Here is a 24,996-nt window from a genome sequence, read left to right as displayed (position 1 = left end):
TTTCGACTGCTAAAATAAATTATAATTTAGCCAAATCATCAATAGTGTAAAATTTCAGACCATTATTTTTGGCATATTTGCAAAGATCTTCTAATGCAGAAAGTGGAGTTTCTAACTTTTCATCTGCGTTTGCGACAGTTTTATGGCCATAAAAAATGACTATTTTATTATGTGCTTTGGCATAATCCAATAGAGTTTTATAATAAGGAATATTGAATTGTTTGTAATCGTCATCAATTCCTAAACCGTAAACTACTCTGTTACCTTCATAATAACAAAATTGAGATTCTGGTCGAATTTCTTCATAAGTTGTACCTCTAATGATATCAAAATGTTTGAGTAATTCAGTATCTAATTCTGCATCTCGTGCTCCATCAGGATAAGCAAAAGAATGAATACTAAATCCATCTTTCTTCATCGCAGCTTTTAAGGGCAAAATATCATCATTAATATATTTTTCGATGCCAAATTCCTTTGAATATTTTAGCGCATTCAGATGATTATAGCCATGACCTGCAATATCATGTCCTCTGTTTTGTAAAAAATGGAGTTTTGATTTTTGGTCTTTAGTTAAGCTTCCATACCAGCAAACAAAGAAAGTTGCTTTCCAGCCGTAAGGATGTAATAATTGATCAGCTTGGTACCAATCTTCTATATAATCATCGTCAAAAGTAAAAAGAACACCTGGCGGATAGGATTTTTTTGGTGGTTTTGCAGCAGAAGTTTTTTCTTCTGAATACATTTTAAAAAATAAAACAAAAATGGAAATAACAACAATTAGGATTAGTGCTATTTTTTTTGAAAATAAGTTCTTCATAAAAAGAAAGTTCGATTAGTTCTTAAACGGCAATTTTATTGTTTTTTTGTCCTTTTCATGCTCTGTTTGAGTAGATATAAAGATAATTTTTAAAAATTAATTTCATAACTTTTAAGTTTTCTTTTTTAAGAAACCGATAAAGAATTTATATTTTTTAATAAAATTTGAAAAGTAAATTAGACTATGAGTTGATTTTTTTTAGATTTGTAAACCCAATTTTATTTTCAAAGATGTATTGGGGTACAATTATAAAATCCAAAGGCATGAAATCTTATACGTCAATATTTTTATTTTTAGTGTTTGTCTGTTCAAATTCTTATGCACAGCTGAGTTCAGATAAAATATTTGAAAGCTTTAAACAAGGAGAACGTACAAATTGCTCATCGATTGCTTTCATTAAAGCTTCTCTCAATATTTATGGATTAGATAATCTTTTTGTTACTGAAAAAATAGATGATAATGTACAAAAGATAACACTAAAGAATAATGATTCGTTCCATCTTAATAGTGAGGAAATAAGCAAAGCAAAAGTATCTGCTGATTTTGTTTGCATCAAAGACAATTGCGAAAACGAAAAAATTATCGAGTATGCAATTTTGACTTACGCAGTTATGGCTAAGTACAAACAAATTATTGACAAAGAAGATACTTTTGACAGAGCATTAGAAGATTTAGAAAGCGGAGAAGTTTATACGCCAACGATTTACAAATATTTAGGTTTTCAAAAAGGCAAGCAAATCGAAAAACTAAAGAGAGAGTCGGGAAGTGAATTCTGTGGTGTTGTTGCCTGGTCTACAGCGCACGCTGTATTTGTTTGCGAAGACTATATGGATTATTACGGCAATAAAAAAAGTATCTGGATAAAGTATCCTGGACGCTTCAGAATAATTAAATCATAAAAATTTACATTAATTGTAGTTTTTTGGCTACAATATTTTAAGAATAAAAATTTAATTGCAAAAAAGAAATTAATTAAGTTGCAATTTAAGTTAATTTATATATTTTTGTTTCCATCACAATTAACCAAATCTACTAACAAATGAAGAGCAAGATTTTCTTACTAAGTTTCCTTTGCTTCTTGGCGACTGTAGCTGTATCAGCACAAGCAAAAAATGCTCCAAGAAGTATTATCAGTACAACAGCATTAATCCGTAAATACCACGATCAAAAAGAATTGAGCGGTATGCAAAAAGGAGAGCTTTTAGAATTGTACATTGAGCGTATTAAAGTATTGGTAAAAACTTTGCCTTATATTGCTTTGGTTACTAAACCAGGTGTTACTATGGCAGACTTAGGTATTCCAGACGATAATGAGCACAAAAAAGTATTAGACGGTCAAGCGTTAGGAACTACAACTTTCTTGGATACGACAGTAGAGTTTCAAAGAAAGATGATGCCATATTCTGATAAAGGAAACCTTATCGCGGCTATCTTATTTTACGAAAGTACATTAAAATCTTTACACGAATTCAACGACTTGAACGAAATGTAATATTTTGAGATATCATATAAAAAACTCCAAAGTCATTTGATTTTGGAGTTTTTTTATTTTAAGAAATATTTGAAATTCAGTTTCCTTTCAACAAATTAATGCTTACAGTCGCGGTGTCAGCATCTGGGAATCGTCTGAAGAAGGATTTATCTGGAAATAATCCGGCTTCAGCAGCGATTTTATTAAAAACATCAATTTCAACAATATACTGATCAGAAAAACCATGAGTTGCATCATAAGCCGTTGCAGCAGTTTTCCCAAGATTATTAGCTGTTAATTTTGGATTTATGGTATGCAATTCAATTAAAAGCAAACCAAATTTACGTACATAAGGCGACCATTTTTGCAGATGTTCCAAGAGATTATCTTCGACCAAATTGTTGCTGAGTCTTTTTCCCCTAAAAGCAAATGCGCCAGTAGAATTGCTATTTCTATCTTTATTGCTGCTTTTTGGATCCTCCCAAATTCGATTATGATCTAGAAATGTTCTTACGTTTAGTAAATCTTTTAAATCAATATTATAATTTTCTCTCAAATCATCTGAAAGTAAATCCGGACGTCCAATATCACCCCAAATTACTTTTGCCCAAATATCGGCTTTTATAAGATTTGCGCGGGTTACTTTCAGCGCAGCTTGGTTATAATCAGCTCCGACTAAAAATAATGGGTATTCGTCAAGTATTTTTCCTCTTAAAGTTTGTCTGTCAATTACTTCAAAAATATGCTGAAGGAAAGCACCATTTCCGCAACCCATGTCCAAAATGCCTTTTGGTTGTTCCGCAATCGGCAAATTGAAAAGCTTGATTATTATCTCATCGACAATTTTAAAGTAAGTTTCGTGTGCGCCACCGCTTCCCCAAACATTCATTTCGCGGTCAACGTGAATTTCGTTTTCGCCATCGGCTATCATTCTTAAAACAGCGGGATCGCCAAACATTAGCTCTTCAATTTTGGCAAAAGTAGGCAAGTAAGAAACCGTAACGCCATAAGCACTGGCTCTTTTTGCGAAAAATAAACCAACATCAGTAAATTGATAATTTCCTTTTTTTTCCAAAAACCAGCCAAGATGGACAAAAAAATCTAATATTTTTTTGAAATTTTCCGGTGATTTATGAAACTCTTCTGGTTTAAAAGATGTCTCCATAAAATATTTATGAAACATTCCTTTCATCGCCAGGCGTACTATTGTTGGGCCAATTAAATAACCTTCGATATGTTTCAAAATTTGGTTTTGAATTTCATTCGTCAAGTTATTATCCGAAGATTTAAGGTTGTAATTTTTTTTATATTTTTCAAAAATACTGTCGAGTTTTTCAAAAGGTGCATCTTCAAAAAGACGCGGATGAAAATGCGCCGAAAATTGAAGCAAATCGACAACATCTTCATAAAGATAGAATAGTGAAAAAGCAATTTCTGATTTTTCATTTACAGAAATCGTAATTTGCTGTGTTTTGTTATCGACATCGTATTCTAAAAATCCTTGTGAAGCCAAAATTCTTAAACCGACATTCAGATAGCCTTCATTTGCTTTAAAAATTGTAGCAAGTTCCGCCAGTTGTATTTGCTTTTTGTCAAGAATGAACGCTAAAACTTCTTTTTTCTTTAATGCTATTGCTACCGGAGCAACTGCTAAACCGTCAAGGTGTCTAAAAATGGAGCTTCGGAGTTGTGATGTATCTGTCATAGTACAAAAATGAAGGTTAGTTAAAAATAGTGATTTTTTTAATATTGATTTGAAAAGATTTGTAGTAGTTGTAAATTAAATGATATAACACTATTTATTTGAAAAACAGTTATTTAGTGTAAATTTTGTAAGTTTGTTTAGAGAAAACTCGACTTTTTTTCTTACGAGCTTTTAACACTGATTTATTAAATAAAATATTCTTCTGATGAAACATTATTATTTAATTTTTGCTGTTTTTTTTCTTTTTGCTTGCAATAAAAATAAAAATACGGACACGAAATCAACTCCGATAACGTCTAATCAGGGTTGTTATGTTCCCAAAACAACAGACAAAGATTGGTATTCGCTTAATAAAAAAGCACCAAAGTTTGAAGGTCTTAAAGGAATCGATTTTAAAATTTCGACCAATAATCAGGAAGTTCAACACTATTGTAATCAGGGAATGATGTTGGCGTATGGTTTCAACCATGCTGAAGCTGCAAGATCATTTTATGAAGCGTCTCGTTTGGATCCCAATTGTGCAATGGCATATTGGGGTTTTGCTTATGTTTTGGGCCCAAACTACAATGCCGGAATGGAAGAAGATAATTTTCAGCGGGCATACGCTGCAGTTCAAAAAGCGAAAAAACTTTCTGCAAATTGTTCTCCAAAAGAAAAGGCACTTATTGATGCACTAATGGTAAGGTATGTTGCAAATCCGCCTTCAGATAGAAAACCATTGGATATTGCTTACGCAGGAGCAATGAAAAAAGTGTATGTGAAATTCTCATCAGATCCTGATATTGGTGCACTTTATGCCGAATCCTTAATGAATCTTCATCCTTGGGATTTATATGATAAAGAAACTGGCGCAGCAAAGGAGTGGACTCCTGAAATAGTGAAAGTTTTAGAAGAATTAATGATTAAAAACCCAAAACATCCCGGAGCTCATCATTTTTATGTACATGCAATTGAAGCTTCTGCAACTCCTGAGAAAGCTTTGAAAAGTGCCAAATTGCTTGAAACTTTGGTTCCCGGATCAGGGCATTTGATTCACATGCCGTCGCACATATACATTCGCACCGGAGATTATCATGAAGGATCACTTTCAAATATTGAGGCGGTAAAAGTGGATAGTCTTTATACAACATTATGTCACGCGCAGGGTGCTTATCCGTTAGGATATTATCCACATAATTATCATTTTTTAGCGGCAACAGCAGCTTTGGAGGGGAATTCCAAATTGGCTTGGAATGCCGCAAAAAAACTTCAGGAACACACTTCAGTCGAAATAATGCGTCAGCCAGGATGGGGGACTTTGCAGCATTATTATACTATTCCGTATTATATCGCCGTAAAATTTTCGATGTGGGATACTATAATTTCGCTTCCCAAACCAGACAAAGATCTAATTTATCCGGAAGCTGTCTGGCATTATGCAAGAGGAATGGCCTATCTGGGCAAAAATGATTTAACAAATGCTGAAAAGGAATTTGTTACTCTTGATAAATTATCAAAAAATGCAGTATTAAAAGAGATTACAATTTGGAACATCAATACGACTGAAGATCTTGTGAAGATTGCTTCAAAAGTTCTAGCTGCGGGAATTGCTTCAAAGAAAAATGATTTAAATAAAGAGATTTCACTATTAAATGAAGCCGTTGTTATTGAAGATCATCTTAATTATAATGAACCACCTGATTGGTTTTTTTCGGTACGGCATTATTTAGGAGCGGTGCTAATCAAAGCTGGAAAATACAGCGAAGCAGAAAAAATCTATCGAAAAGATTTGCAAATCTGGCCAAAAAACGGCTACGCTTTAATTGGACTTTATAATTCCTTAATAAAACAAAAAAAAGAGAATGAGGCTTTGAAAATTAAATCGGCTTTTGATAATTCATGGAAATATGCTGATTATAAAATTGTTTCATCGGCTTCAATTATGGATTAATCAGCATAGTTTTTGTGTTTCTAATAGTTATGTAGCGTTTGAAAAGTTTGTTCATCAAATGTCTTTTATATAATTTTACATTCTATGTATGAAATATTCCAAAAATACCTTGAAGAAAAATCAGAACTGACGCCGGAAGAATCTGAACGTATACAATCATTCGCTATTATTAAAAAACTTCGTAAAAGACAATATCTGCTTCAGGAAGGAGATGTTTGGAAATACGATGCTTTCATTACTCAAGGCTGTGTACGGACTTACACTGTTGATGAAAAAGGAAGTGAACATGTAAATAGTTTCAGTATTGAAAATTGGTGGACAGGAGATCGTGAAAGTTTGATGATGCAACAGCCGTCCCGTTTTAACATTGATGCCATTGAAGATACAGAACTTGTACTTTTTACTCATGAAAATTTTGAATTGCTTTGCAGAGAAATTCCAGCTTTTAATAATATGGTGAACATGATTTTGCAAAGAAGTTTTATCGCAGCTCAAAACCGAATTCAGGCTTCGCTGACTTTAACCGCTGAAGAAAAGTATCTGAACTTTGTAAATAAATATCCGGGCTTTGCTTCCCGAATTCCTCAAACTATGATTGCTTCCTATCTTGGAATGACCCCAGAAACATTAAGTCGCATTCGAAAACAGACGGCAAAAAAATAAATAACATCAGGAGCTTTTAAAGCTCCTTTTTTTATGCCTATTCCAAACTCTTGATCTATATCAAGTTTTTACTTATTTCTAATCAATGTGCAGGTTTTGCATTAAGCGCAACTTTGTAATGTTCAAAAGAAACAAACATTATAAACATTTAAATATTAGAAATCATGTCAAAAACAATTTTTATTACAGGAACAAGTACAGGCTTTGGAAAACTTACAGCAATAACGTTAGCAAATGCTGGTCATTCTGTTATTGCAGGAATGCGCAACACAAAAGATAAAAATGCTGCTCCGGCAAAAGAACTGGAAGCAATAGAAAACATTGAAGTAGTCGATATTGATATTACAGACGATGCATCGGTTCGTGAAGCTGTCGAAAAAATCCTAATTAAATACGGAAAAATTGATGTTCTTATCAATAACGCAGCAGTAAGTGGTTTTGGTTTGCTTGAAGGTTATTCAATTGATCAGGTTCGTAAAATGTTCGATGTGAATGTTTACAGCGTACTTCGTATGTATCAGGCAGTTCTTCCTTCTATGAGAAAAGAAAAAAACGGACTTGTCATCAATATTACAACCGGAGCAAGCGGACATACACTTCCTTTTATGATTCCGTATATCGCATCAAAATTGGTGGTTGAAAGTTTTACAGAAGGATTACAAGATGAACTTGCAGCTTACGGAATTGAAAATGTAAGCATTCAGCCAGGAGTTTATCCAACTGAAATGAATAACGGTTCTAAAGCAGGTATTCATGCCGATAAAGCTGAAATTATAGAAGAATACGGAGAAGCTGCAACAGAAAAATTCAACGCTTTAGGTACAGCATTATTTGGTAAAATGGCTCAGTTCGATATGAATCCGCAAACTATTGCTGACGGTATTTTAGAATTAGTAAGTATGAAAAAAGGGGAGCGACCACTTCGTTTTCCACTTGATGCCATTGCTCAGGGAACTGACAAAGAATTTATTGAAGCGCGTGCCAATATTAAAGCAAAATGGGTAGCAGCTTACACTAATTAATTTTTAAACATCAAATAATTTATTCAAAACAGTTTTATAAAAATGAAAACAAATCATAAAAAATCAAATAGAAAAGTGCAGACTTCAGCTGCAGCAATGCTGAATGTATTAATACTTTTTTCAGCTTCAGAAAAAACAATAGCTCAAAATAAGATTGATATCGTGGGAATAGATCATGTCGGAATTAATGTTCCGGATCTCAATAAAGCCGTTACATTTTTTGATGATGTACTTGGTTTTAAACCAGTAACACAATTAGGACCAATTCCGCTTGACGCTGATTGGAAGAAATTAAATAACATCAATCCTAACACAGGTGCTGTTACCATTAAAATGATAAATGCCGGAAATGGAGCCAGTATAGAAGTATTTGAATATGCCGAAAATAAAGGAAGTATTAATCATCCAAATACCGATGATATTGGAGCATCACATATTGCATTTTACGTGAATGATATTAATGCAGCTGTACAATATTTAAAAAGTAAAGGTTTAAAAATATTGGGAGAACCTTTTACAACGCCATCTGGCGATACAGCTGGGGAATCATGGGTTTATTTTGAAACGCCATGGGGTTCTAAAATGGAATTGGTTTCTTATCCGAATGGAAAAGGATACGAAAAATCACATCCAAAAACGGTATTATGGTCGCCAAAGAATAATGCAGTTAAAAAACTTTCTGGAGATGATTTCGATGCCAAAAAGAATACAGTTATAGTTGAAAATCATCTTAAAATTTGGAATGAAAAAGATGAAGTAAAACGTAAAGCTTCATTAAATGAAGTTTACGCATCGAATGTAGAAATGGTAGACCATCATTTTATTGCCGAAGGAACAGAGGATATCAGCAAATTTATTGTAGAACTTCAGAGTAAAAATCCTGATTTTAGATTTACTGCAAAATCAGTAGAAACGAATCACAATGTAGTTAGATTGTATTGGCAGTTTGGTTCAAAAGTAAAACCAGCAGTTGTGAGCGGAATGGATTTGTTTGTAATTGAAAACGGAAAAATACAAAAGCTGTACGTTTTTGTTGATCAGAAATAATCGAATTAATTCATTTTATAAGTTTAAAAAGCCAGAATTTATTGTTTTGGCTTTTTAATTTTAAATCAGGGTTAACCTTTGTTAAAACCTATTGTATCTCTATATAATTGTGGCGATGTATCCGTTTTTCCTTTAAAAACTCTGCTAAAATAGTATTCATCATCATAACCCAATTCATAGGCAATTTCTTTTACTGTTTTGTTTGTGAGATATAATTCTCTTTTTGCTTCAACAATGATTCTTTCTGTTATCAAATCTGAAAGCGTCATATTGAAATGATTTTTCGCTGCTCGCGCAAGTACGACTGGCGATACGTGTAGCATATCAGCATATTCGCTGGCAGAATGTTTTGCTCTGAAGTTTTCTTCAATGGCATTTCTTAAGTTCTGTACCATCAAAAGCTGTTTTTCATTGCCATTTACCTCTTTGATAGATTGCTGTTCCAATTTTATTCGCGTAGCAAAAACGAGGAATATCTTCAAATACGAAACCAGAACTTCATCTTTCCTTAAAGCTTCCATTTTCAATTCATTGACAATTTCTCTGACGATATTCATTAATGTCTGCTTAGTATTTTCATCAAGAAGAATAAAAGGCTGTTGGTAGATATTATTGAATAAAATCCCGTTTGCGGCAATCTCTTTATGATGTCTGTATATGCAAAAGAATTCATGATGAAACTGAATGGAGATGCCTGTAAGTGGTCCATCTGAAGCGAGCATAAAAGGCTGATAAGGATAAAACGCAAATAAAGTATTCTCTTTGAATGAATACTCGCAAAGATCCACTTTAGCTAATCCCTCGCCGGAAGTAATAATAATTATAGTGAAATAATTATTTCGCTGAATATGATCAAAATAACTGCTGTTGTCAAACTCAAATACTTTAAATGACAAATTCCCATTTTGTTGATTAACCAGTGTATGTACAGATTGTGACAACATAATTATTTGAGATTGTTTAATAGTTCTACAAACTCAGCATTAAGTTTATCACATTCTTCAACACATACATTTGCTGTTATTTTTGGTTTATTTCCCCATTTTGGTACATCTTCTGTCGCCAGAACATTATATTTTGAGGTGAAACCACCTACATAAGGAACAGCTGTACCATAAATAATTTTAGCTATTTTATGATGACGAATCATATAAGAACACATAATGCAAGGTTCGTGCGTGGTATACATTTGTGTTAGATGTAATTTATCCGAATATCCATTTTTTAATGCATCTCGAACTGCCATTATTTCTGCATGATTCGTAATGTCTCCCGTTGATTTTCCTGATTCAATTCCGGTTCCAATTATTTTGCCGTCAAGTACAATCAATGCGCCTACAGGAGGATTTCCTGTTTGTAGCGCGGTTTTGGCAAGATCCAAACATTGATGCATAAAATAGTGTAAATCCTCTTTCATAATTTAGAGCTCATATTTTGATTGGCGAATGTATTCCGGTTGCGCTAATTTACTCAAAAAAGAGCATTATTTTAGACGATTACTAGTCGCCGGAAAACAGCTCAAATCTATTTTCATAAAATTAATAACTGCCCTCTAAATGAAAAAGAGGGCAGTTATCAAGTTGGTTTAGAAAACCAAAATTTCGTAACCTTCTTTTCTAAGATTTACAAAACTTGGTAAACCCGGAGTCCCCGGTACTGCATTATCATTCAGTAAATCATAGCCTGATATTTCTGTACCAAATACCGCAACACATCCTTTTGAAAGGCCGTGAACATGATCTTTTACTTCATTATAAAGGCCATGAACTGGATGTTTAGGTTTTTCAAGTTGTTCAGGCCATCTTATACCTGTTCCCTGAAAAATAATTTTTACATCTTCACCTTCGTGTTTGAATTCGTATGCTGATGCTAGAGCATTGAATACACGTCCTAAAGCCTCTTCTGAACCCGCTTTTGGATCAGAAAGAATAATAATAGCTGTTTTTTTCATTTTGAATTGTTTTTATTAACAAGGCAAAGATCCAACGACTATACCTGCTAAAGAATGGAGAAAATTTACTTTATAATGGAGATTTTTTTCTCAAAAATTTTTCATCAAAAGTCTTTAAAAACTAAGGTTCAAAACATCCATTATAAAGTAAAAAACATCCATTTTTCATGAACGATTATCGGGACAATTTTGCATCAAATAATAATCGATAGAAGTTGAACTTTAAAAAATATAAAAATGTCTGTTTCTGATTTATTTAAACCACTTACGTTGCTGCATGGCCCTGCAATGAGAAACCGTTTTATGCTGGCACCCTTAACCAGCCAACAAAGTAACTATGATGGTACGGCATCTGAATATGATCAATATTGGATGGAACAGCTTGCGCAAAGTGGTTACGGATTGATTCAAACGAGTGCTTCTACAGTAGAGGCGGGAGGTATAGCGTTTGAAAGGCAATTAGGTATTCATAGTGATGATCATTTGCCAGGATTGAACAAAATGGCATCAGCTATTCGTGATGGCGATGCGTTATCGGCAGTACAATTGCATCATGCCGGACATCGTGCTAAGCCTTCAATTGGAGGAATACCAGCTCCAGCCTCTGGTAAAACAGTAGAAGGAATTAAAGCAATTACAACCGAAGAGGTAGAACGAATTCGCGACAGTTTCATCGCTGCCGCAAAAAGAGCGCAATTGGCAGGATTTGATGGAATCTCAGTCCATGGAGCTTTTGGATGGATACTTTCAGAATTCATGTCACCAAATTTGAACGATCGTACGGATAAATACGGAGGAAGTCTGGAAAATCGTGCTCGTTTTACGATTGAAGTTATTGAAGGAATTCGAAAAGCTTGCGGGCCTGATTTCCAGATTGGCTGGCGATTGTCCATTGAACGTTACGGACTTCTTTTAGAAGAATTACGCGAAGTTACCGCTGATATTTTTAATCGGGAATTAATTGATTATTTGGATTTAGCGCTTTGGGATTCGGCACAAATAGTTCGTCAAGGAACTTTTAAAGGAAAAACCATGCTCAGTGTTTTTACAGAACTTCCGCGTAAAGGTGTGCGTTTAGGCGCGGCAGGAAAAATTATGAGTGCACAACGCGCCGGAGAACTTCTTGATGAAGGTTGTGATTTTGTGCTTATTGCACGTGCAGCGATTCTTCAGAGGGATTTTCCTCTTCAAGTAAAAGCAAACCCAATGTACGATAGTCCACAATTGCCTGTAATGGCTGATTATCTGAGACAAGGAGGATTAAGTGAACGTTTCATCGATACCATGAGAGGTTGGCAGACTTTTGTAAAGGCAGGCTCTTTGTAAAAGTTTTCAATATTAAAAAAAAGAAAGCCGCCTAATAAGGCGGCTTCAATACAACAAACTAAATTAATTATTATTGCGCATCCCAAGACGCACTAGGATAGTAAATAGAACTTGTTACAGGAGCTTTCCAATATTCTTGACTTCCGCCACGGAAAGTATGCAAACTTACTGCATTGACATTACGCTTAGCATCATTAGTCACCCAACGAATTTTTTGATTTAGGATTTCTGTACCATTTACATAGTATTTCACATATCCATCAGTATTTGAACCTGTATTTAATTTAACAGATATCTGACAGTTGTATGTTACGCCTTCTTGGATGTAATATTTTTTTCCAAAATCATTACCAAATTGTCCAGGCTGATCTCTATAATAAACGTAAGGTTGCAAGTAAGCACCGCTTCCTTTAGCAGTATTTGAACCATTTGGACAATACCACATAAATCTTGCGCTACCGCCATTTCCATCCCATCCTGGATCGCCACCTGTATTCTGATCACCAATTAAGATACCGTATCCGCATTTTCCGCCACGGCTCCAATAAAAACCGGAATTAAATTTCATTTGGAACCAAACAGTGTAAACGCCCGTTGACCAAACACCGAAAGATGTACATAAACCACCAGGACAAGATAATGTATTTGTTCCCAATGTAATTGTTCTGGCTCCGGCGCCACCACCTGCTAGCGCGGCAACGTTTTCTGCTGCGGCTTTAGCGGTAACAGAATTGTTGACGATTTTAAGCTCATCTTTAACAGCAGATTCCGCCACATTTAGATTTTGTTCCTTTTCGCAGGAAGCAAATACTAATGCTGTAATAAATAGTAAACTTGTTAATTTTAGGATTTTTTTCATTTTTTAAGGGTTAAAGGTTAGTAAATAATTTATGGTTAGTAAATAATAGATAGTCATTATATTATTTGACACTGAAATACATTACATGTTTTCTCATTCTCATAATTGCATGCAATTGAAACAACTTTTTTTATATGTTTATTCAATGTGTTGAAATTTATATAGTTGTGTTTTTAATATTAAGATTGTACTTGTTATTATGTTTGCAACTGATAGTGTAAAGGTGATTAATTATTGTTTTGAGAAGGAGTAATAAAGTACGGTTTTACGTACACAATAATCCAGTGTACAGATTTTGCGTTCAAATTAATTGTTTTTATAAATAAAAACTTGTTAAATTTTTAAATTAAATATAAAATATCTAAAAATCAGTTAATTATAATTTTGATTAAATAATGTTATTTTTTTCAAATTGGGAAAGAGAATAAGGATTATAGGGAAAAATAAAAGATTTTTAAAATCAAGATTTGAAGTATTTACTAGATTTCATTAAAATAAATTGATTAAACAACTAATTCAAATATTTAATTAAATTAGCGAAACCATTTTACGACATCAAAATACAAAACTGACCTTAAAAATGATTTTTTTTGGATATTATTCAAATCGAAAAGGCGTTGCAGAAAAGCATTAAATTGATTGAAAGTAAATAAGATACAATATTTTAAAAATTAGTTGTAAAATTCCAATAAATGCTAAAAAACTACACTGCAATTTTTTGTTTGTTATTTTTCAAACTTTCTGCTCAAACTTACTTTACTCCGCAATTAGATAAAAACAGCGACGTTCCGCTAGCAGAATATGAATTAGGTATTGCGACGTATTTCAATACAAATGTTGAAAATGAATACAAAAGGCAAGAATATTATCTTACTTTTAATGATTTTGGTTTAAGAAAAGATAAACCCGTTAAGGAGTTAACTATTGACACCAATACAGATGGTACGATAGAATATTATTACCAATTCAATCAAGACGGTACAATTGCGCACTTTAAGGATTATGTGGATGAAAACAATAGATCATACGAATATTTTGAGAATTTGATAGTGATAAAACAAGAGTCACTTGTGAAATATAAAGATCGAGTGTTTTCCACTTCCATTGATTCTATATTTTTTGACCATAACAGGAATATAGTTAAAGAATTATATTCATCCGCACTTCATGGTACTGGCGGAGTAAATACTTTTAGGAAAGTTGTTGAGTATCAATTTTCAAAATCCAATCAATTAGAGAAAAAATATTATTATTCTGTTAGAAAGAGACCGGGATATTCAAAAGATTTTATCGACGGAAAGGAGATTTTTTATGAAAATTACAAAGATTCCATTGTAGAAAAAGGGTATTATGCCAAAGAACAAAAAACGGAATTAGCTGATAAAACAGATGAGGAAAAAGGATTAATTTCAAAGTCGGTTTATTATTTAAATAATTCAAATATCGTAGATAGAGTTAAAGTTTTCTACAGTTATAGTAGTAGTGATGTTAAATACGATTTTACTATAAATTATGATAAATTGGGAAGAGTTGCGAATTACCAGGATCGCGATAAAGAAAGCTGTTCTTTTAGTTATGACAAAAACGGTAAAATAAACCAAATTAAGAGAAAAAATAAGAAAGAACCAGAAGTAGTTATCAATTACATTTATGACAATAATGGCAGGTTTATTTATAGTCAAAAGAAAGGCGAAAAGGAAAAAATCAGGCCACGTTATTTTACCTATGAAAAGTTTGGCAACTGGGAAACAGAAACTTGGGATACAGTTATAAAAGGTGTAAAATTTACAACCCTTATAACTCGTAAAATTTCTTATTATTAAAAGTTAGCGATAGCTATAGAAAATATGAATTTTAAAATTTTAATCTTTTTACTTTTTCCAATATTGCATTGTTTTTCGCAAGATTTAAATGTTCGATATAGTGATACATTAGCCATGTTTAAAAATGATTTGCAACAATGTATAAAAGAACATCCAGATCATGAACTTGATTGCCGTAAAGAATATTATCATGTTTTGCAGGATTATCAGGCCGATGTGTTTTTTGCAGTAAGGAAAGTTCTTGAAAAAAGCAATACTCCTTCAAAAATGAAAGAAATGGATCTTGTTGAGGGCGAATGGAAAAGATCATCGTATTGGTATATTGCTAAATTGATGAAAGAATTTCAACAAAAACATCCTGGAAAATTTGTGTGGGATAAAGATAAAAACCTTGTAGATGATCAACGGATATTTTATATAAAAACTGCCCAGTATTTTATAGATAGAATGAATGTTTTATTGGGTTTATTGAAATAAATAAAAACTGAAAAATCGTTGCAACAAAGTATTGAACTAATTGAAAATAAATAAGATCTGTAATCTAAAATTTTAGAGTTTTAAAAAAAAAAGCAAAAAACGCTAAACCTTTGGTTTAGCGTTTTTTATTTAGTACCGATTTCTTAAAATAATCTTCCAAATTTATCTACTGGGAATTTTGTAACATCCTGCTGAAATTAAATACGTCTTACTTTTCTCTCCTTTGTAACTTTAATGATGTATTGAAACTATTATAAAATTAAAAAAAATAGAGTTATGGCAGAAATTAAAATTGAGAAGAAAAAACCGGTATGGCCCTGGGTTGCTTTGCTGTTATTAATCGCAGGGATTATATACTACATCTATTTTTGTGACCATACCGTTCACAATGAAAACAGTGTAGAAATTGAAAACACTACAAGTGCACAATAGAGCACAATAGCCAGGAAACACCAAAGTTAAATTCGGCAAAAAATATATAATCAAAATTAGAAATTATGGAAAATAAAAACAGAAACCTATATAGATTGGACGAATTATCTGATTATAAAATTGCGTCAAATTATTCTGATGTAAGAGGATGGAAGATAGTAGATGCTGACAACCGCACCATAGGTACAATTGATAATCTCTGGGTGAATAAAGATATGCAGCGTGTTGTTTATCTGGATGTGAAAGTAGCTAAGGAACTAATTGAGGACAAACACAATGAGGTACATGACGTTATTGCGAACGATAATGGAAGGGAATTTCTCTATAAAGACGGAGATAGCCATATTATCATACCAATTGGATCTGTTAGCATAAATAAAGACACGAAAATCGTTATGGCAAGTAGCATAGGATATGATACATTCAGAAATACAAATAGATATAACAGGCAACACAATTTCGATAGAGACTATGAAAGAAGAGTAATGAATTCGTATTATCCTGAAAGAAATGATCCTGATTCTGTGTATTATAGCGATGATGATACCTTTTATGACCGCAGAGAATTTGACCACAAATAATTTTTTTTATCAGATTTTTTGTAAATTGTTTGATCAATTAAAAAGATGATTATGGAAACGCAAATTATTGAACTGGAAAAAAGATATTGGCAGGGAATGGAAAATCATGATTATGAAACGGTAAAAAAACTTACGTTGTTTCCTTGCATGATAGCCGGTAAAACTGGGTTACAAAGTGTAGACGAATCTATGTTTAAAAAGATGTTTGAATCTGTTGATAGTGGTAAAATAAAAGTATTGAATATTTCTGATGTGGAAGAAAAGTTAATTACCGAAAATACTACAATAATTGGATATTTAATAGAATTAGAAATAGCAGATGATAAAGAAAATTCGCCAATGAAATGTGTGTGTACTTCTACTTGGGTTAAAAAAGATAACAATTGGGTTTGTGCACTTCATACAGAGACAGAATTGTATCAGCAATAGATTGCAAGTACAAGACATAAAAAACCGCTAAACCTAAAGTTTAGCGGTTTTTTTTAAGCGTATCTCTAAACTTAGAAAGTTTGTTTCAGATTATAATTTGAAACATGTTTAAAAAAAATGATTTTTCTATTAATTGTAATTTTCGGATGAATTGATAAAAAGCGATGTAATCTTTCAGTTTTAAGGCATTTTTTAATCAATAAGTGTTATAAATGTTGACACAAAAAAAGAAATAATACACAATACTTTATTAGAAAGGCTATGAGTAAAATTAAGAAGGCGATTATTATACTGTTTTCTATTATTTCTCAATCAATTGTATATGCACAACAAGATGCACCGTACACTATGGGATTTATTCCAGCTTCTATTACAGAAGGCGATATCGCTTTTCCGATATACGATAAATGGCATTTGAGTGGTCAGGTCGATTTTCAATTAGTTACGCAAGGAACTTATGAAAGCACTAATCCGTTTGAATATACGCAACGCAAAGTTATAAGACCGTGGATTGTTTTTTCGGGTTTGAAGAATATGAAATTGTGGCTTGGATATGCACACAATCAAAAATATGCCTTAGCAGAAATGGGCAATTACGAAACGCTTGAAAACCGTTTAATTGTAATGGGAACTTATACACAGGAAATGCCGAAGGGTTCGCTTTTTGAGCAAGTGCGTTTTGAAACGAAATTTTTTGATGACAGAACCGGACAGCAACAAGTAATTCCGCGATTAAGGGCAAGATTTGGAGTAAATCATTATCTCCGTCAAACTAAAGAGAAACCACTGTTTCTCGCGCCAAACATAGGATATTATACAGAATTGATGCTAAAATTCGCCAATAAAGATTATGCCGAAGAACATTTTGATATTTTCAGATTATCGGTTTATTATACGGCAGGAATTACACCAAATATTCATTTTCTGGCCGGTATAATTGGCCAGATGCAACTTCGTACAAACGGAACTCAATTTGATGTTTACTACGGACCAATGGTTTCTGTTAAATACAGTATCAGACCTAAAGAAAGAGAAACTTTTGACAGTGTTGACGGCGGTGCAGATTAATTTACAACAAAAGAAGAAAGCCAAAGTCATGATATTGTTGTAGGTGTAGATTTGATGGCTAGATTTGCAAGTCTTGCTGGTGTTGAACTGCTAAAAAATGACAGAGAAGGCAAACCAATGGTTTTTGACAGTTATGAAATGTCGAATGTTTTATTCTAAAAAGGCATCTAACCCGATAGCATCTTTTTTGATTTCAGATTGCCAGGTTTTTTTATATTTCTTCTTCAAATATTTAAAAGTAAGTTTATTGTAAACTTTTGCATATTCCACACTATAATTTAGGATTGAGCAATAACTTATTTTGTACTTTATTTGAAATTCTAAGTCTGCTTTTTTTAGCGTATAATCTGAAATAAAGATTAATAATTTATCGTCATAATCCTTTTTGAAATTGTATTTTGGATCATTGTTATTTTTTATTTCTTCTGCTGACAGCGTTTTAACTGCATTAAGAAAACTTCTTTTTTTTTGAGTTGTGAAAACAGGCCCCATCATATTTTTAAGCTCAACAGGATCTATTTGTAGGACTACATTAATTTTATCTTGGGCTGCACTAACTCTTTTAGGTTTCATGCCTACTAAGGTGAAAATTAAGAACTGATCTGGTTTTACATTAATAGAATACCAACCATTAAAATCGGTTTGAGTATATTTTTTTGTTCCTTCAATTGAGATAGTTGTTCCCGGAATTGGAAGTCCGGTACTATCAGTAACAACGCCCAAAACAATTCTGTCCTGAGAGAAAGATAATTGTGAAAACAGTAGTAGAATAAGAATTATTGTTAGGTTTTTCATAGTTAACTTTTTACTCAATTTTTTTTTTAGTTCTTACCAATTTCATCTACTGTCCAATGAAAAAGAGGTTGTAGTAAAGGAAGTTTTTTCCATGGCAATGTTTTTGAATAAATCCTAATACCTAATTCCGGAGAATATAGTTCTAATGTTTTTGAAGATTTAGAGTATTTGTATTGCAGTTTTATTTTCTCAGCATTGTAATCGGTTAATATAAATTGATTTTGAATCGGGTTGATTTCTAAATAAAAATCTTCCATTGTATCATCTGCATATTGAAAAATAAAATAATTATTTCGGTGAACGAAAATGCGTTTTATCTTTTGATTTACATTGTTTTTCTGCGTTTCATTCTTTTCAATTTTTACGACTTCATAAGCACCATGCAATGGATTTTGGATAATAGTTTCATTGTTATAAGTTTCTTTTTGCAGATACGGAAAAAGCGATTCAGTGAAAAAGAAAAAAATCACAATTGTTTTGATACACCATTTTATTGTTTTTGAAGTTATTAAATCTGAGCCTTTAAGTCGGGCTGATGCAGTTGGTTTATTGAATATGAAAAACTGAATGATCTTTTTCAAATTCGGAGCAAGCAACAAAAAGCAAATCAGAAGTAAAAACAAGGAATATAATTTTACCGAAATATCAAATCCAAAATTGATAAAAACAACATTCAGTAAAACTCCCGAAAGTATAAAAAGACCAAGAATTCTCGTTTTGTTATACAGTAATAATAGGGCAGGAATAACTTCCATTAATCCCATAAAAACATTATAGCTGTAAGAAGTTCCCATACTACTCCAAAACAAAATATCCTTATCCAACATTCCTAAAGGCGTGTATAAAATATTGGGTTCCGGAAGATAAAACTGAACCTTGAAGACTTTATCAAAACCATATTTGAGCATTATAAAGGCAAGATAATAAGTCAAAATGATTTGGATTGCCCTGAAAATTAAATCTTGATTAGTCTTCCAAAAACTGAAAAAAGAAAGTACTGCAGTAAAAATTACTGCAAGAAGCAATAGGATAAAAAACAGTATATAAAGTGTTGTTGAATCTGAAGTAATTTCAGCATTTACAACAAGAAAATTTTTAAAATTTGAAGTAATAAGATGTATTAAATCTTCAAATAAAAATGCTGTTATTTTCGATTGAAAATCAAGATTCCGAAAAGAAAAAGGCACAAATAATACTCCTAAAAATGCAAATATTAGAAGTGCCTGATAATTAAAAAGTATTGATTTTCTCATCTAAAAATTAATTGTTTTTGAAACCAATAAAAACAACCTCATCTATAGGAGTATCAAACAATACGGGAGAAGATTTTTTTATAAACTTCACCGTATTTTTTTTATTCAATATTTGATTATTGGATATAGTATCTGTTTTATGAATAAAATCAGATTTTTCTAAATCCTCAAATTTGGTATGCAAATTGTATTCGGCAATAGACTCTCTATATTTAACCAACGTTATAGAATTGTTCACGGCAATAATAGTATCTAGCCTGCGAATTCTTACGGTGACTATACCAAAGTTAGAATGCTTTAAATCAAATAAATTATTTCGATATGCTTTTGCAAATGAGCTCTTAGAACCGCTGTGGCTCTTATATGAGATTACTTTGGTTTGCGCCTGACACATAATGCCAGTAAAGAATAAAAGAGATAAAATTGCTGTTTTCATAAGGTATGTTTTGATTTTATAAGCTTGATGTTTCAGTTACCCTGTGTTATATTAAAGAGTGTAGTTTAACAAAAAAGGTTGGGAGTGAAGATAAAATTATTTTGGCTCATATCGATTCAATTCAAAAAAGTGTTTTTATTGCGATATTCACCGGGAGTTACTTTTACGATCTGTTTAAATATTTTTGAAAAGTGTGGCAAATTAGAAAAACCGGTATTTAAAGCAATTTCGAGGAAACTTTTAGTTGTGGTTGTAATAAGATATTGCGCCCTTTCTATTTTTTTCTCATGAATGTAATTTAATGGTCTTTGTCCGGTGTGATTTAGAAATTGCTTTGAAAAATAATCCTGATTTTGATTTACTCTTTTAGCAAGTTCAGAAACCGTAATATTCTTGCTTAAATTGAGCTGAACGTAGCTCATTGTATCTAGTATTTTAGAAGAAATAGATTTTGTTTCGTCTGCTTTCAAATTCGTTAACTTCAGAAATTTAGAAATTAAAAGAATAAGAGTTCCCTGATTTTCAAAAGCTAAGTGTGGTTTCATTCTATTGTTTAAAGACAAATATTCCTTGTAATACACCTCTTTTTCGTAAACTTCCGGATTCTCGGATCGATTAATTCCTCTTCCGGGATTACTCTGAAGTAATCTTTTAATAAGGGCAATGTCAATTTCTTCCGCAGGTAATTTCATCACAGATCTATTGTTGCTAAAAAGCGAGATTCCATCTGGTGATTCTTCAAAAAATTGAATAAAAAATTGACTTAAATAATCGTCACAATTTAGATTACATATTGTAAAACTGGGAATAAGATATAGATTTCCGGGTTCTAAAGTTAAGCGCCCATACTGGTCAGAAATAAATCCTTCGCCTTCGTCGATATAATACAAGCGATAATACGGACTAATTACATTATTGTAATTCCAATTTTGATACAATTTCACATAATCTACATGCAATAAAGAGAATGAATGTTTAAAAGTGCTTTTGAACATGATAAAAAGTCGTTTTTAAATAATATAAAATCGGATTTAGATAAAACAAATATATCACTTATCCGATATATTTGCTTTTGGGATAATTTAAATTTTAGCATTAAAACAAATAATTTTTAAGCTTTTAGAATAAAAAAATACAGAAATTTTAATCTGAATTAAGATTATTAGAATTGGTAAAAAAAAGCTAAGAAGTAAAAAAATAAGAATAAAATGAATAGACGTAACGCCATAAAATTAGCAGCATCAGGAATTGTTGGTTTGTATTTATCGCCTTTGTTGGCTCAAAGAAACCTTTTAGGTTCACCAGATTTCAAAGGTCCTTTTGAACCCACTTGGGATTCACTTGCCAAATATCAGGTTCCGGATTGGTTTCGCGATGCTAAATTTGGAATGTGGGCGCATTGGGGACCGCAGTGTGAACCTGAAGCTGGTGATTGGTACGCAAGAAGTATGTATCAGGAAGGTTCTCGTCAATATAAATTTCATTTAGAAAAATACGGACATCCTTCTAAATTTGGTTTTAAAGATATAATCAACGTTTGGAAAGCTGATAATTGGAATCCGGAAGAGTTAGTCAGTTTATATAAAGACGCGGGAGCTAAGTATTTTATGGCTATGGCAAACCATCATGATAATTTAGATCTTTATAACAGCAAATATCAGCCAAATTGGAATTCGACCAAAATGGGGCCTAAAAAAGATATTATAGCCGGATGGGAAAAAGCTGCCCGAAAAGCGAATCTTCCTTTTGCTGTAAGTGTTCACGCTGCGCATGCCTGGAGTTGGTTTGAGACAGCACAGCGTTCTGATAAAAATGGCCCTTTGGCAGGTGTCCCTTATGATGGAAAATTGACAAAAGCCGATGGAAAAGGAACTTGGTGGGAAGGTTTAGATCCACAGGAATTGTATGCGCAGAATCATCCGCTAAGCGAAAAAAGTGATGACAATAATGGTATACACAGCCAATGGAACTGGGGTAACGGCGTGGCAAAACCGAGTGAAACTTACGTCGAAAATTTTCATAACAGAACCATTGATTTAATCGATAAGTATAATCCTGATATGCTTTATTTTGATGATACAGCGTTGCCACTGTGGCCAATTAGCGATGCGGGTTTGCGTATTGCTGCGCATCTGTATAATAAAAGTTTTCAAGAAAATAAAAGCGTTCAAACCGTAATTACAGGTAAAATTTTAACCGAACAGCAGAGAAAAGCCTTGGTTTGGGATATTGAAAAAGGACAAAGTAATGAAATTGAACCATTGCCTTGGCAAACAGATACTTGCATTGGCAACTGGCATTACGACCGAAGTGTTTATGAAAATAAGCGCTACAAATCAGCTAAAACGGTTGTTCACTCGCTAATAGATGTAGTAAGCAAAAATGGGAATTTAATGCTTAATATTCCGGTAAGAGGTGATGGAAGTATCGATGAATTAGAACGACAAATTGTAAAGGAAATTGGAGCTTGGATGAAGCTTAACGGTAGTAGTATTTATGGTACACGTCCGTGGAAAATATTTGGGGAAGGACCTCAACAGGAAAGTGCCGGAGCATTAACAGCGCAGGGTTTCAATGAAGGAAAAGGAAAACCTTTTACATCACAAGACATTCGTTTTGTCCAAAAAGACAATGTTCTTTATGCGACCGTTATGGATTGGCCAGAAAACGGAATTGCCGTTATTAAAAGTTTAGGCACAGAAATGTCTTATTATACCGGAAAAATAAAACAGATTAAACTTGTTAGTACAGGAGAAAAACTTAATTTTAAACAAAACAGTCAAGCACTCGAAGTGTATTTTCCTAAACAAAAAACAGAAGCTTCATTTGCTAATGCTTTAGAAATAAGTTAAAAATGAGTTGTTTGAGAATGACTGTTAAAAATTAAAGATCGAACCCAGTTTCCGGAATGGAGTTGTAGGGTTTTTTTTGACAACTTATATTTTTATTTAAAAAAAAATGCCTCTTTAAACGGAGGCATTTTATATTTAGATAAATAAGGCCAGATGAGTGGATTTTTATTTGATATTGATCTTAGATAAAGAACTTAATTTGAGATATATCTGAAATATGTCTTTAAAATCTACTTAAGGATTATGTATTTGAAAAACAGGTAGTTGTACTTGTTTTTGATTGAGTGAATTTTCTTATTTTTGTTTATGAAGACATATTGTTTATACTCCCGTTGTTTTTCTGTTAAACGCCACTTATTAAAAAATATGTTATAAGCCCCGATCAGGGAAAATTAACCTAATAAAAGTTGAGCTATGCCATTAGACAAATACGGAGTACTTAAGGGTACTAAATTTAAATATTATCGAGATCAACCGGATAATTTTGGAAAATTTTATCATGGAAATGTTGAAATTCTGGCTAACGGAATTAATTATCGTTGTGCTATAGATGTTGATAGTCAGTCAACACAAATACAATGGAGGATTATTAATCTTTCTGCCAGCGATGTAGCTATGATTGCATCAAAGCCAGATGGATGGACTCATTTGGTTTCTAATGAATCGAGTGGTGCTATTGATTATATAAGATGGAAACCAATGTGGGTGACCATAAGAATACCAATATTGTTTTATTATAATTGGATTATAAAAATACCGCCATGGATTTATCCAACGAAATTGAAACAATTTGAGAAATCAGAAATAAGATCCAATGCACCTTTTAAAATTATAGTTCTGGAGCAATCATCGTTTTGGAAAATAGGAAGTAATATTGACGCTATAGAACAATTAGAATCTGTATTGGTTCAGGGAGATAAATTATTGATTTTAGGTCAATTTTTTAATACAGGTAATGGTGTGCACGATATCCATCAAAATCAGGGCGATCCTATAAATGGAGGCCATTCTGCAGATAACGCAATATGGCAGGATGGAGCCACGATAGTTCAAAAAGCAGATGGAAGTTATGTAGGTTTCTTTAATAAATTTGCAACACAATCTTTCAAAACGGATGATTTTGGCCACCCAATATAGTAACTGTTTTCGCTGAGCTTGTGCATACCGATATTTTAAGGGTAAAATAAATTCGTTATTTTGGTACAGAAATTTAGATGGTAATTTTAACGAGATTGCATCTAAGTTATTTATTATTTATGAAAGCAATTAAAAAGCTTGGCTTAAATAAAAAAACAGTTTCCAGAATGGAACTAAACTAACGTTTTACCAGTAATTTATCGCTGCAATATTATACTATGAACAATACCTTTTCTGATAACAACCAAATTGGAATAGTATCTACTTTTTCTGATCTTGTGCATATTGATTTCAAGGGAGAAAAGAATGCATTATGCTGGTACAGAAATTTGGATGGCGATTTTAATGAGATTGTAGCCAAATTATCTTTAAAAGAAAATATAACCGAAGTTTTTCCTGAAAATCTGATCGCACTGCAACTTTCAGAAAAGGGCAATATAGCAAGACAAATAATTTTAAATGATTTAGAATTATTAACCGATTTTGGAGCTTCGCCTTCTCTTAACTTACTGAAATGTTATGAGCGCGATGATGAATTTGATTTTATATCTACTGATGTGTATTCGTTTCATGTTGACCGTTCTCCTATTGCAACAGATACTTTTTTATGTACTTATCACGGAGCGGCAAGTGATATCGTTTCTAATTCGCAGGCAGATCAAAAAATTCTAATTCCAGAAATCCGAGCAAAGCTGAAAGAGCTTTATGATGGAGCAGAGAAAGAATTCGAAAACTTTTTAAAGGAAAATTATTTTGATTTGCATTACCAACTACATGCAGATGCAGTACCTATTAATTTAGGTTTAGGACATCTTTGGAGACTGGCTGTTGATCATCCAAAGCAACAAGTATTGCCTTGTATTCATAGGGCACCAATAGAGAATGATGGTGAATATAGGTTGTTGTTAATTTGTTAGAGGAA

26 protein-coding genes are annotated in these 24,996 nt (G+C 32.6%); 16 read left to right on the top strand and 10 right to left on the bottom strand.

What is annotated here, in order from left to right:
- Positions 1–19: 19 nt before the first annotated feature.
- Complete coding sequence (locus FN795_RS01375; protein WP_167498045.1) at positions 20–742, bottom strand: polysaccharide deacetylase family protein; 723 nt, start codon at positions 740–742, stop codon at positions 20–22.
- A gap of 338 nt (positions 743–1,080) precedes the next feature.
- Here FN795_RS01375 and FN795_RS01370 point away from each other — a divergent pair, with 338 nt between their 5' ends.
- Entirely contained in the window at positions 1,081–1,716 is a 636-nt protein-coding gene (locus tag FN795_RS01370) for a hypothetical protein (RefSeq protein WP_035645111.1), read from the top strand.
- A 140-nt stretch (positions 1,717–1,856) separates the two neighbouring features.
- Positions 1,857–2,309, top strand: a complete 453-nt coding sequence (locus FN795_RS01365) for a hypothetical protein (RefSeq protein ID WP_035644277.1) — start codon at positions 1,857–1,859, stop codon at positions 2,307–2,309.
- A 76-nt stretch (positions 2,310–2,385) separates the two neighbouring features.
- On the opposite strand, the gene FN795_RS01360 is transcribed toward FN795_RS01365, so the two are convergent.
- Positions 2,386–3,993, bottom strand: coding sequence for a class I SAM-dependent methyltransferase (locus FN795_RS01360; RefSeq protein ID WP_142448925.1), 1,608 nt, complete (start codon positions 3,991–3,993; stop codon positions 2,386–2,388).
- A gap of 205 nt (positions 3,994–4,198) precedes the next feature.
- On the opposite strand from FN795_RS01360, the gene FN795_RS01355 reads away from it, so the two are divergent.
- The 4 genes from FN795_RS01355 (at position 4,199) to FN795_RS01340 (ending at position 8,655) form a co-directional block, all read left to right on the top strand.
- Positions 4,199–5,923, top strand: a complete 1,725-nt coding sequence (locus FN795_RS01355) for a tetratricopeptide repeat protein (RefSeq protein WP_142448924.1) — start codon at positions 4,199–4,201, stop codon at positions 5,921–5,923.
- A gap of 84 nt (positions 5,924–6,007) precedes the next feature.
- Positions 6,008–6,586: a Crp/Fnr family transcriptional regulator gene (locus FN795_RS01350; protein WP_142448922.1), complete on the top strand. Its 579-nt coding sequence runs from the start codon at positions 6,008–6,010 to the stop codon at positions 6,584–6,586.
- 164 nt (positions 6,587–6,750) lie between these two features.
- Positions 6,751–7,608 carry an SDR family oxidoreductase gene (locus FN795_RS01345; RefSeq protein ID WP_142448921.1) on the top strand — a complete coding sequence of 286 codons (858 nt, stop codon included), beginning with the start codon at positions 6,751–6,753 and terminating at the stop codon, positions 7,606–7,608.
- A gap of 42 nt (positions 7,609–7,650) precedes the next feature.
- The gene (locus tag FN795_RS01340) at positions 7,651–8,655 is read left to right on the top strand and encodes a VOC family protein (protein ID WP_142448919.1); all 1,005 of its coding nucleotides are present in this window, start codon (positions 7,651–7,653) and stop codon (positions 8,653–8,655) included.
- Between the two features lie 71 nt (positions 8,656–8,726).
- Here the strand turns inward: FN795_RS01340 and FN795_RS01335 are convergent, their stop codons facing one another.
- The 3 genes from FN795_RS01335 to FN795_RS01325 form a co-directional block, all read right to left on the bottom strand.
- Entirely contained in the window at positions 8,727–9,599 is an 873-nt protein-coding gene (locus tag FN795_RS01335) for a helix-turn-helix domain-containing protein (protein ID WP_142448917.1), read from the bottom strand.
- Between the two features lie 2 nt (positions 9,600–9,601).
- Positions 9,602–10,072, bottom strand: coding sequence for a nucleoside deaminase (locus FN795_RS01330; protein WP_142448916.1), 471 nt, complete (start codon positions 10,070–10,072; stop codon positions 9,602–9,604).
- Positions 10,073–10,240: 168 nt separating this feature from the next.
- Positions 10,241–10,606: a DsrE family protein gene (locus FN795_RS01325; RefSeq protein WP_142448914.1), complete on the bottom strand. Its 366-nt coding sequence runs from the start codon at positions 10,604–10,606 to the stop codon at positions 10,241–10,243.
- A gap of 237 nt (positions 10,607–10,843) precedes the next feature.
- On the opposite strand from FN795_RS01325, the gene FN795_RS01320 reads away from it, so the two are divergent.
- Positions 10,844–11,932: an NADH:flavin oxidoreductase gene (locus FN795_RS01320; RefSeq protein WP_142448913.1), complete on the top strand. Its 1,089-nt coding sequence runs from the start codon at positions 10,844–10,846 to the stop codon at positions 11,930–11,932.
- 70 nt (positions 11,933–12,002) lie between these two features.
- Here FN795_RS01320 and FN795_RS01315 read toward each other — a convergent pair whose 3' ends face one another.
- Positions 12,003–12,791 carry a polysaccharide lyase gene (locus FN795_RS01315; RefSeq protein ID WP_142448911.1) on the bottom strand — a complete coding sequence of 263 codons (789 nt, stop codon included), beginning with the start codon at positions 12,789–12,791 and terminating at the stop codon, positions 12,003–12,005.
- A 692-nt stretch (positions 12,792–13,483) separates the two neighbouring features.
- Between FN795_RS01315 and FN795_RS01310 the strand changes: the two genes are divergently transcribed.
- The 6 genes from FN795_RS01310 (at position 13,484) to FN795_RS01290 (ending at position 17,601) form a co-directional block, all read left to right on the top strand.
- On the top strand, positions 13,484–14,614 hold the full coding sequence (locus FN795_RS01310) for a hypothetical protein (RefSeq protein ID WP_142448910.1): 1,131 nt from the start codon (positions 13,484–13,486) through the stop codon (positions 14,612–14,614).
- A 24-nt stretch (positions 14,615–14,638) separates the two neighbouring features.
- Positions 14,639–15,091 carry a hypothetical protein gene (locus FN795_RS01305; protein ID WP_142448909.1) on the top strand — a complete coding sequence of 151 codons (453 nt, stop codon included), beginning with the start codon at positions 14,639–14,641 and terminating at the stop codon, positions 15,089–15,091.
- Between the two features lie 276 nt (positions 15,092–15,367).
- Positions 15,368–15,523 (top strand): hypothetical protein, encoded by a 156-nt coding sequence (locus tag FN795_RS21375; RefSeq protein WP_167498044.1) that lies wholly within the window; start codon positions 15,368–15,370, stop codon positions 15,521–15,523.
- 65 nt (positions 15,524–15,588) lie between these two features.
- Positions 15,589–16,104, top strand: a complete 516-nt coding sequence (locus tag FN795_RS01300) for a PRC-barrel domain-containing protein (RefSeq protein WP_142448907.1) — start codon at positions 15,589–15,591, stop codon at positions 16,102–16,104.
- A 51-nt stretch (positions 16,105–16,155) separates the two neighbouring features.
- Complete coding sequence (locus FN795_RS01295; RefSeq protein ID WP_142448905.1) at positions 16,156–16,533, top strand: nuclear transport factor 2 family protein; 378 nt, start codon at positions 16,156–16,158, stop codon at positions 16,531–16,533.
- Positions 16,534–16,794: 261 nt separating this feature from the next.
- Positions 16,795–17,601, top strand: a complete 807-nt coding sequence (locus tag FN795_RS01290) for a DUF2490 domain-containing protein (RefSeq protein ID WP_142448903.1) — start codon at positions 16,795–16,797, stop codon at positions 17,599–17,601.
- 150 nt (positions 17,602–17,751) lie between these two features.
- Here FN795_RS01290 and FN795_RS01285 read toward each other — a convergent pair whose 3' ends face one another.
- The 4 genes from FN795_RS01285 to FN795_RS01270 form a co-directional block, all read right to left on the bottom strand.
- Positions 17,752–18,396: an FEKKY domain-containing protein gene (locus FN795_RS01285; RefSeq protein WP_142448902.1), complete on the bottom strand. Its 645-nt coding sequence runs from the start codon at positions 18,394–18,396 to the stop codon at positions 17,752–17,754.
- Between the two features lie 26 nt (positions 18,397–18,422).
- Positions 18,423–19,649 (bottom strand): hypothetical protein, encoded by a 1,227-nt coding sequence (locus FN795_RS01280; RefSeq protein WP_142448901.1) that lies wholly within the window; start codon positions 19,647–19,649, stop codon positions 18,423–18,425.
- Between the two features lie 7 nt (positions 19,650–19,656).
- Positions 19,657–20,085, bottom strand: coding sequence for a hypothetical protein (locus FN795_RS01275; protein ID WP_142448900.1), 429 nt, complete (start codon positions 20,083–20,085; stop codon positions 19,657–19,659).
- Between the two features lie 116 nt (positions 20,086–20,201).
- Positions 20,202–21,080: a helix-turn-helix domain-containing protein gene (locus tag FN795_RS01270; protein WP_142448899.1), complete on the bottom strand. Its 879-nt coding sequence runs from the start codon at positions 21,078–21,080 to the stop codon at positions 20,202–20,204.
- A gap of 213 nt (positions 21,081–21,293) precedes the next feature.
- Between FN795_RS01270 and FN795_RS01265 the strand changes: the two genes are divergently transcribed.
- The 3 genes from FN795_RS01265 (at position 21,294) to FN795_RS01250 (ending at position 24,991) form a co-directional block, all read left to right on the top strand.
- A complete protein-coding gene (locus FN795_RS01265; RefSeq protein ID WP_142448898.1) occupies positions 21,294–22,937 on the top strand; it encodes an alpha-L-fucosidase in 1,644 nt (547 codons plus the stop codon).
- Between the two features lie 414 nt (positions 22,938–23,351).
- Positions 23,352–24,074, top strand: coding sequence for a DUF2278 family protein (locus FN795_RS01260; protein WP_142448897.1), 723 nt, complete (start codon positions 23,352–23,354; stop codon positions 24,072–24,074).
- A 218-nt stretch (positions 24,075–24,292) separates the two neighbouring features.
- Entirely contained in the window at positions 24,293–24,991 is a 699-nt protein-coding gene (locus tag FN795_RS01250) for a DUF1826 domain-containing protein (protein WP_142448896.1), read from the top strand.
- The last annotated feature ends 5 nt before the right edge of the window (positions 24,992–24,996 follow it).

This window comes from Flavobacterium resistens, assembly GCF_900182645.1.
GTDB classification, from domain to species: Bacteria; Bacteroidota; Bacteroidia; order Flavobacteriales; family Flavobacteriaceae; genus Flavobacterium; species Flavobacterium resistens.
This window is presented reverse-complemented; position numbering and strand designations above follow the sequence as displayed.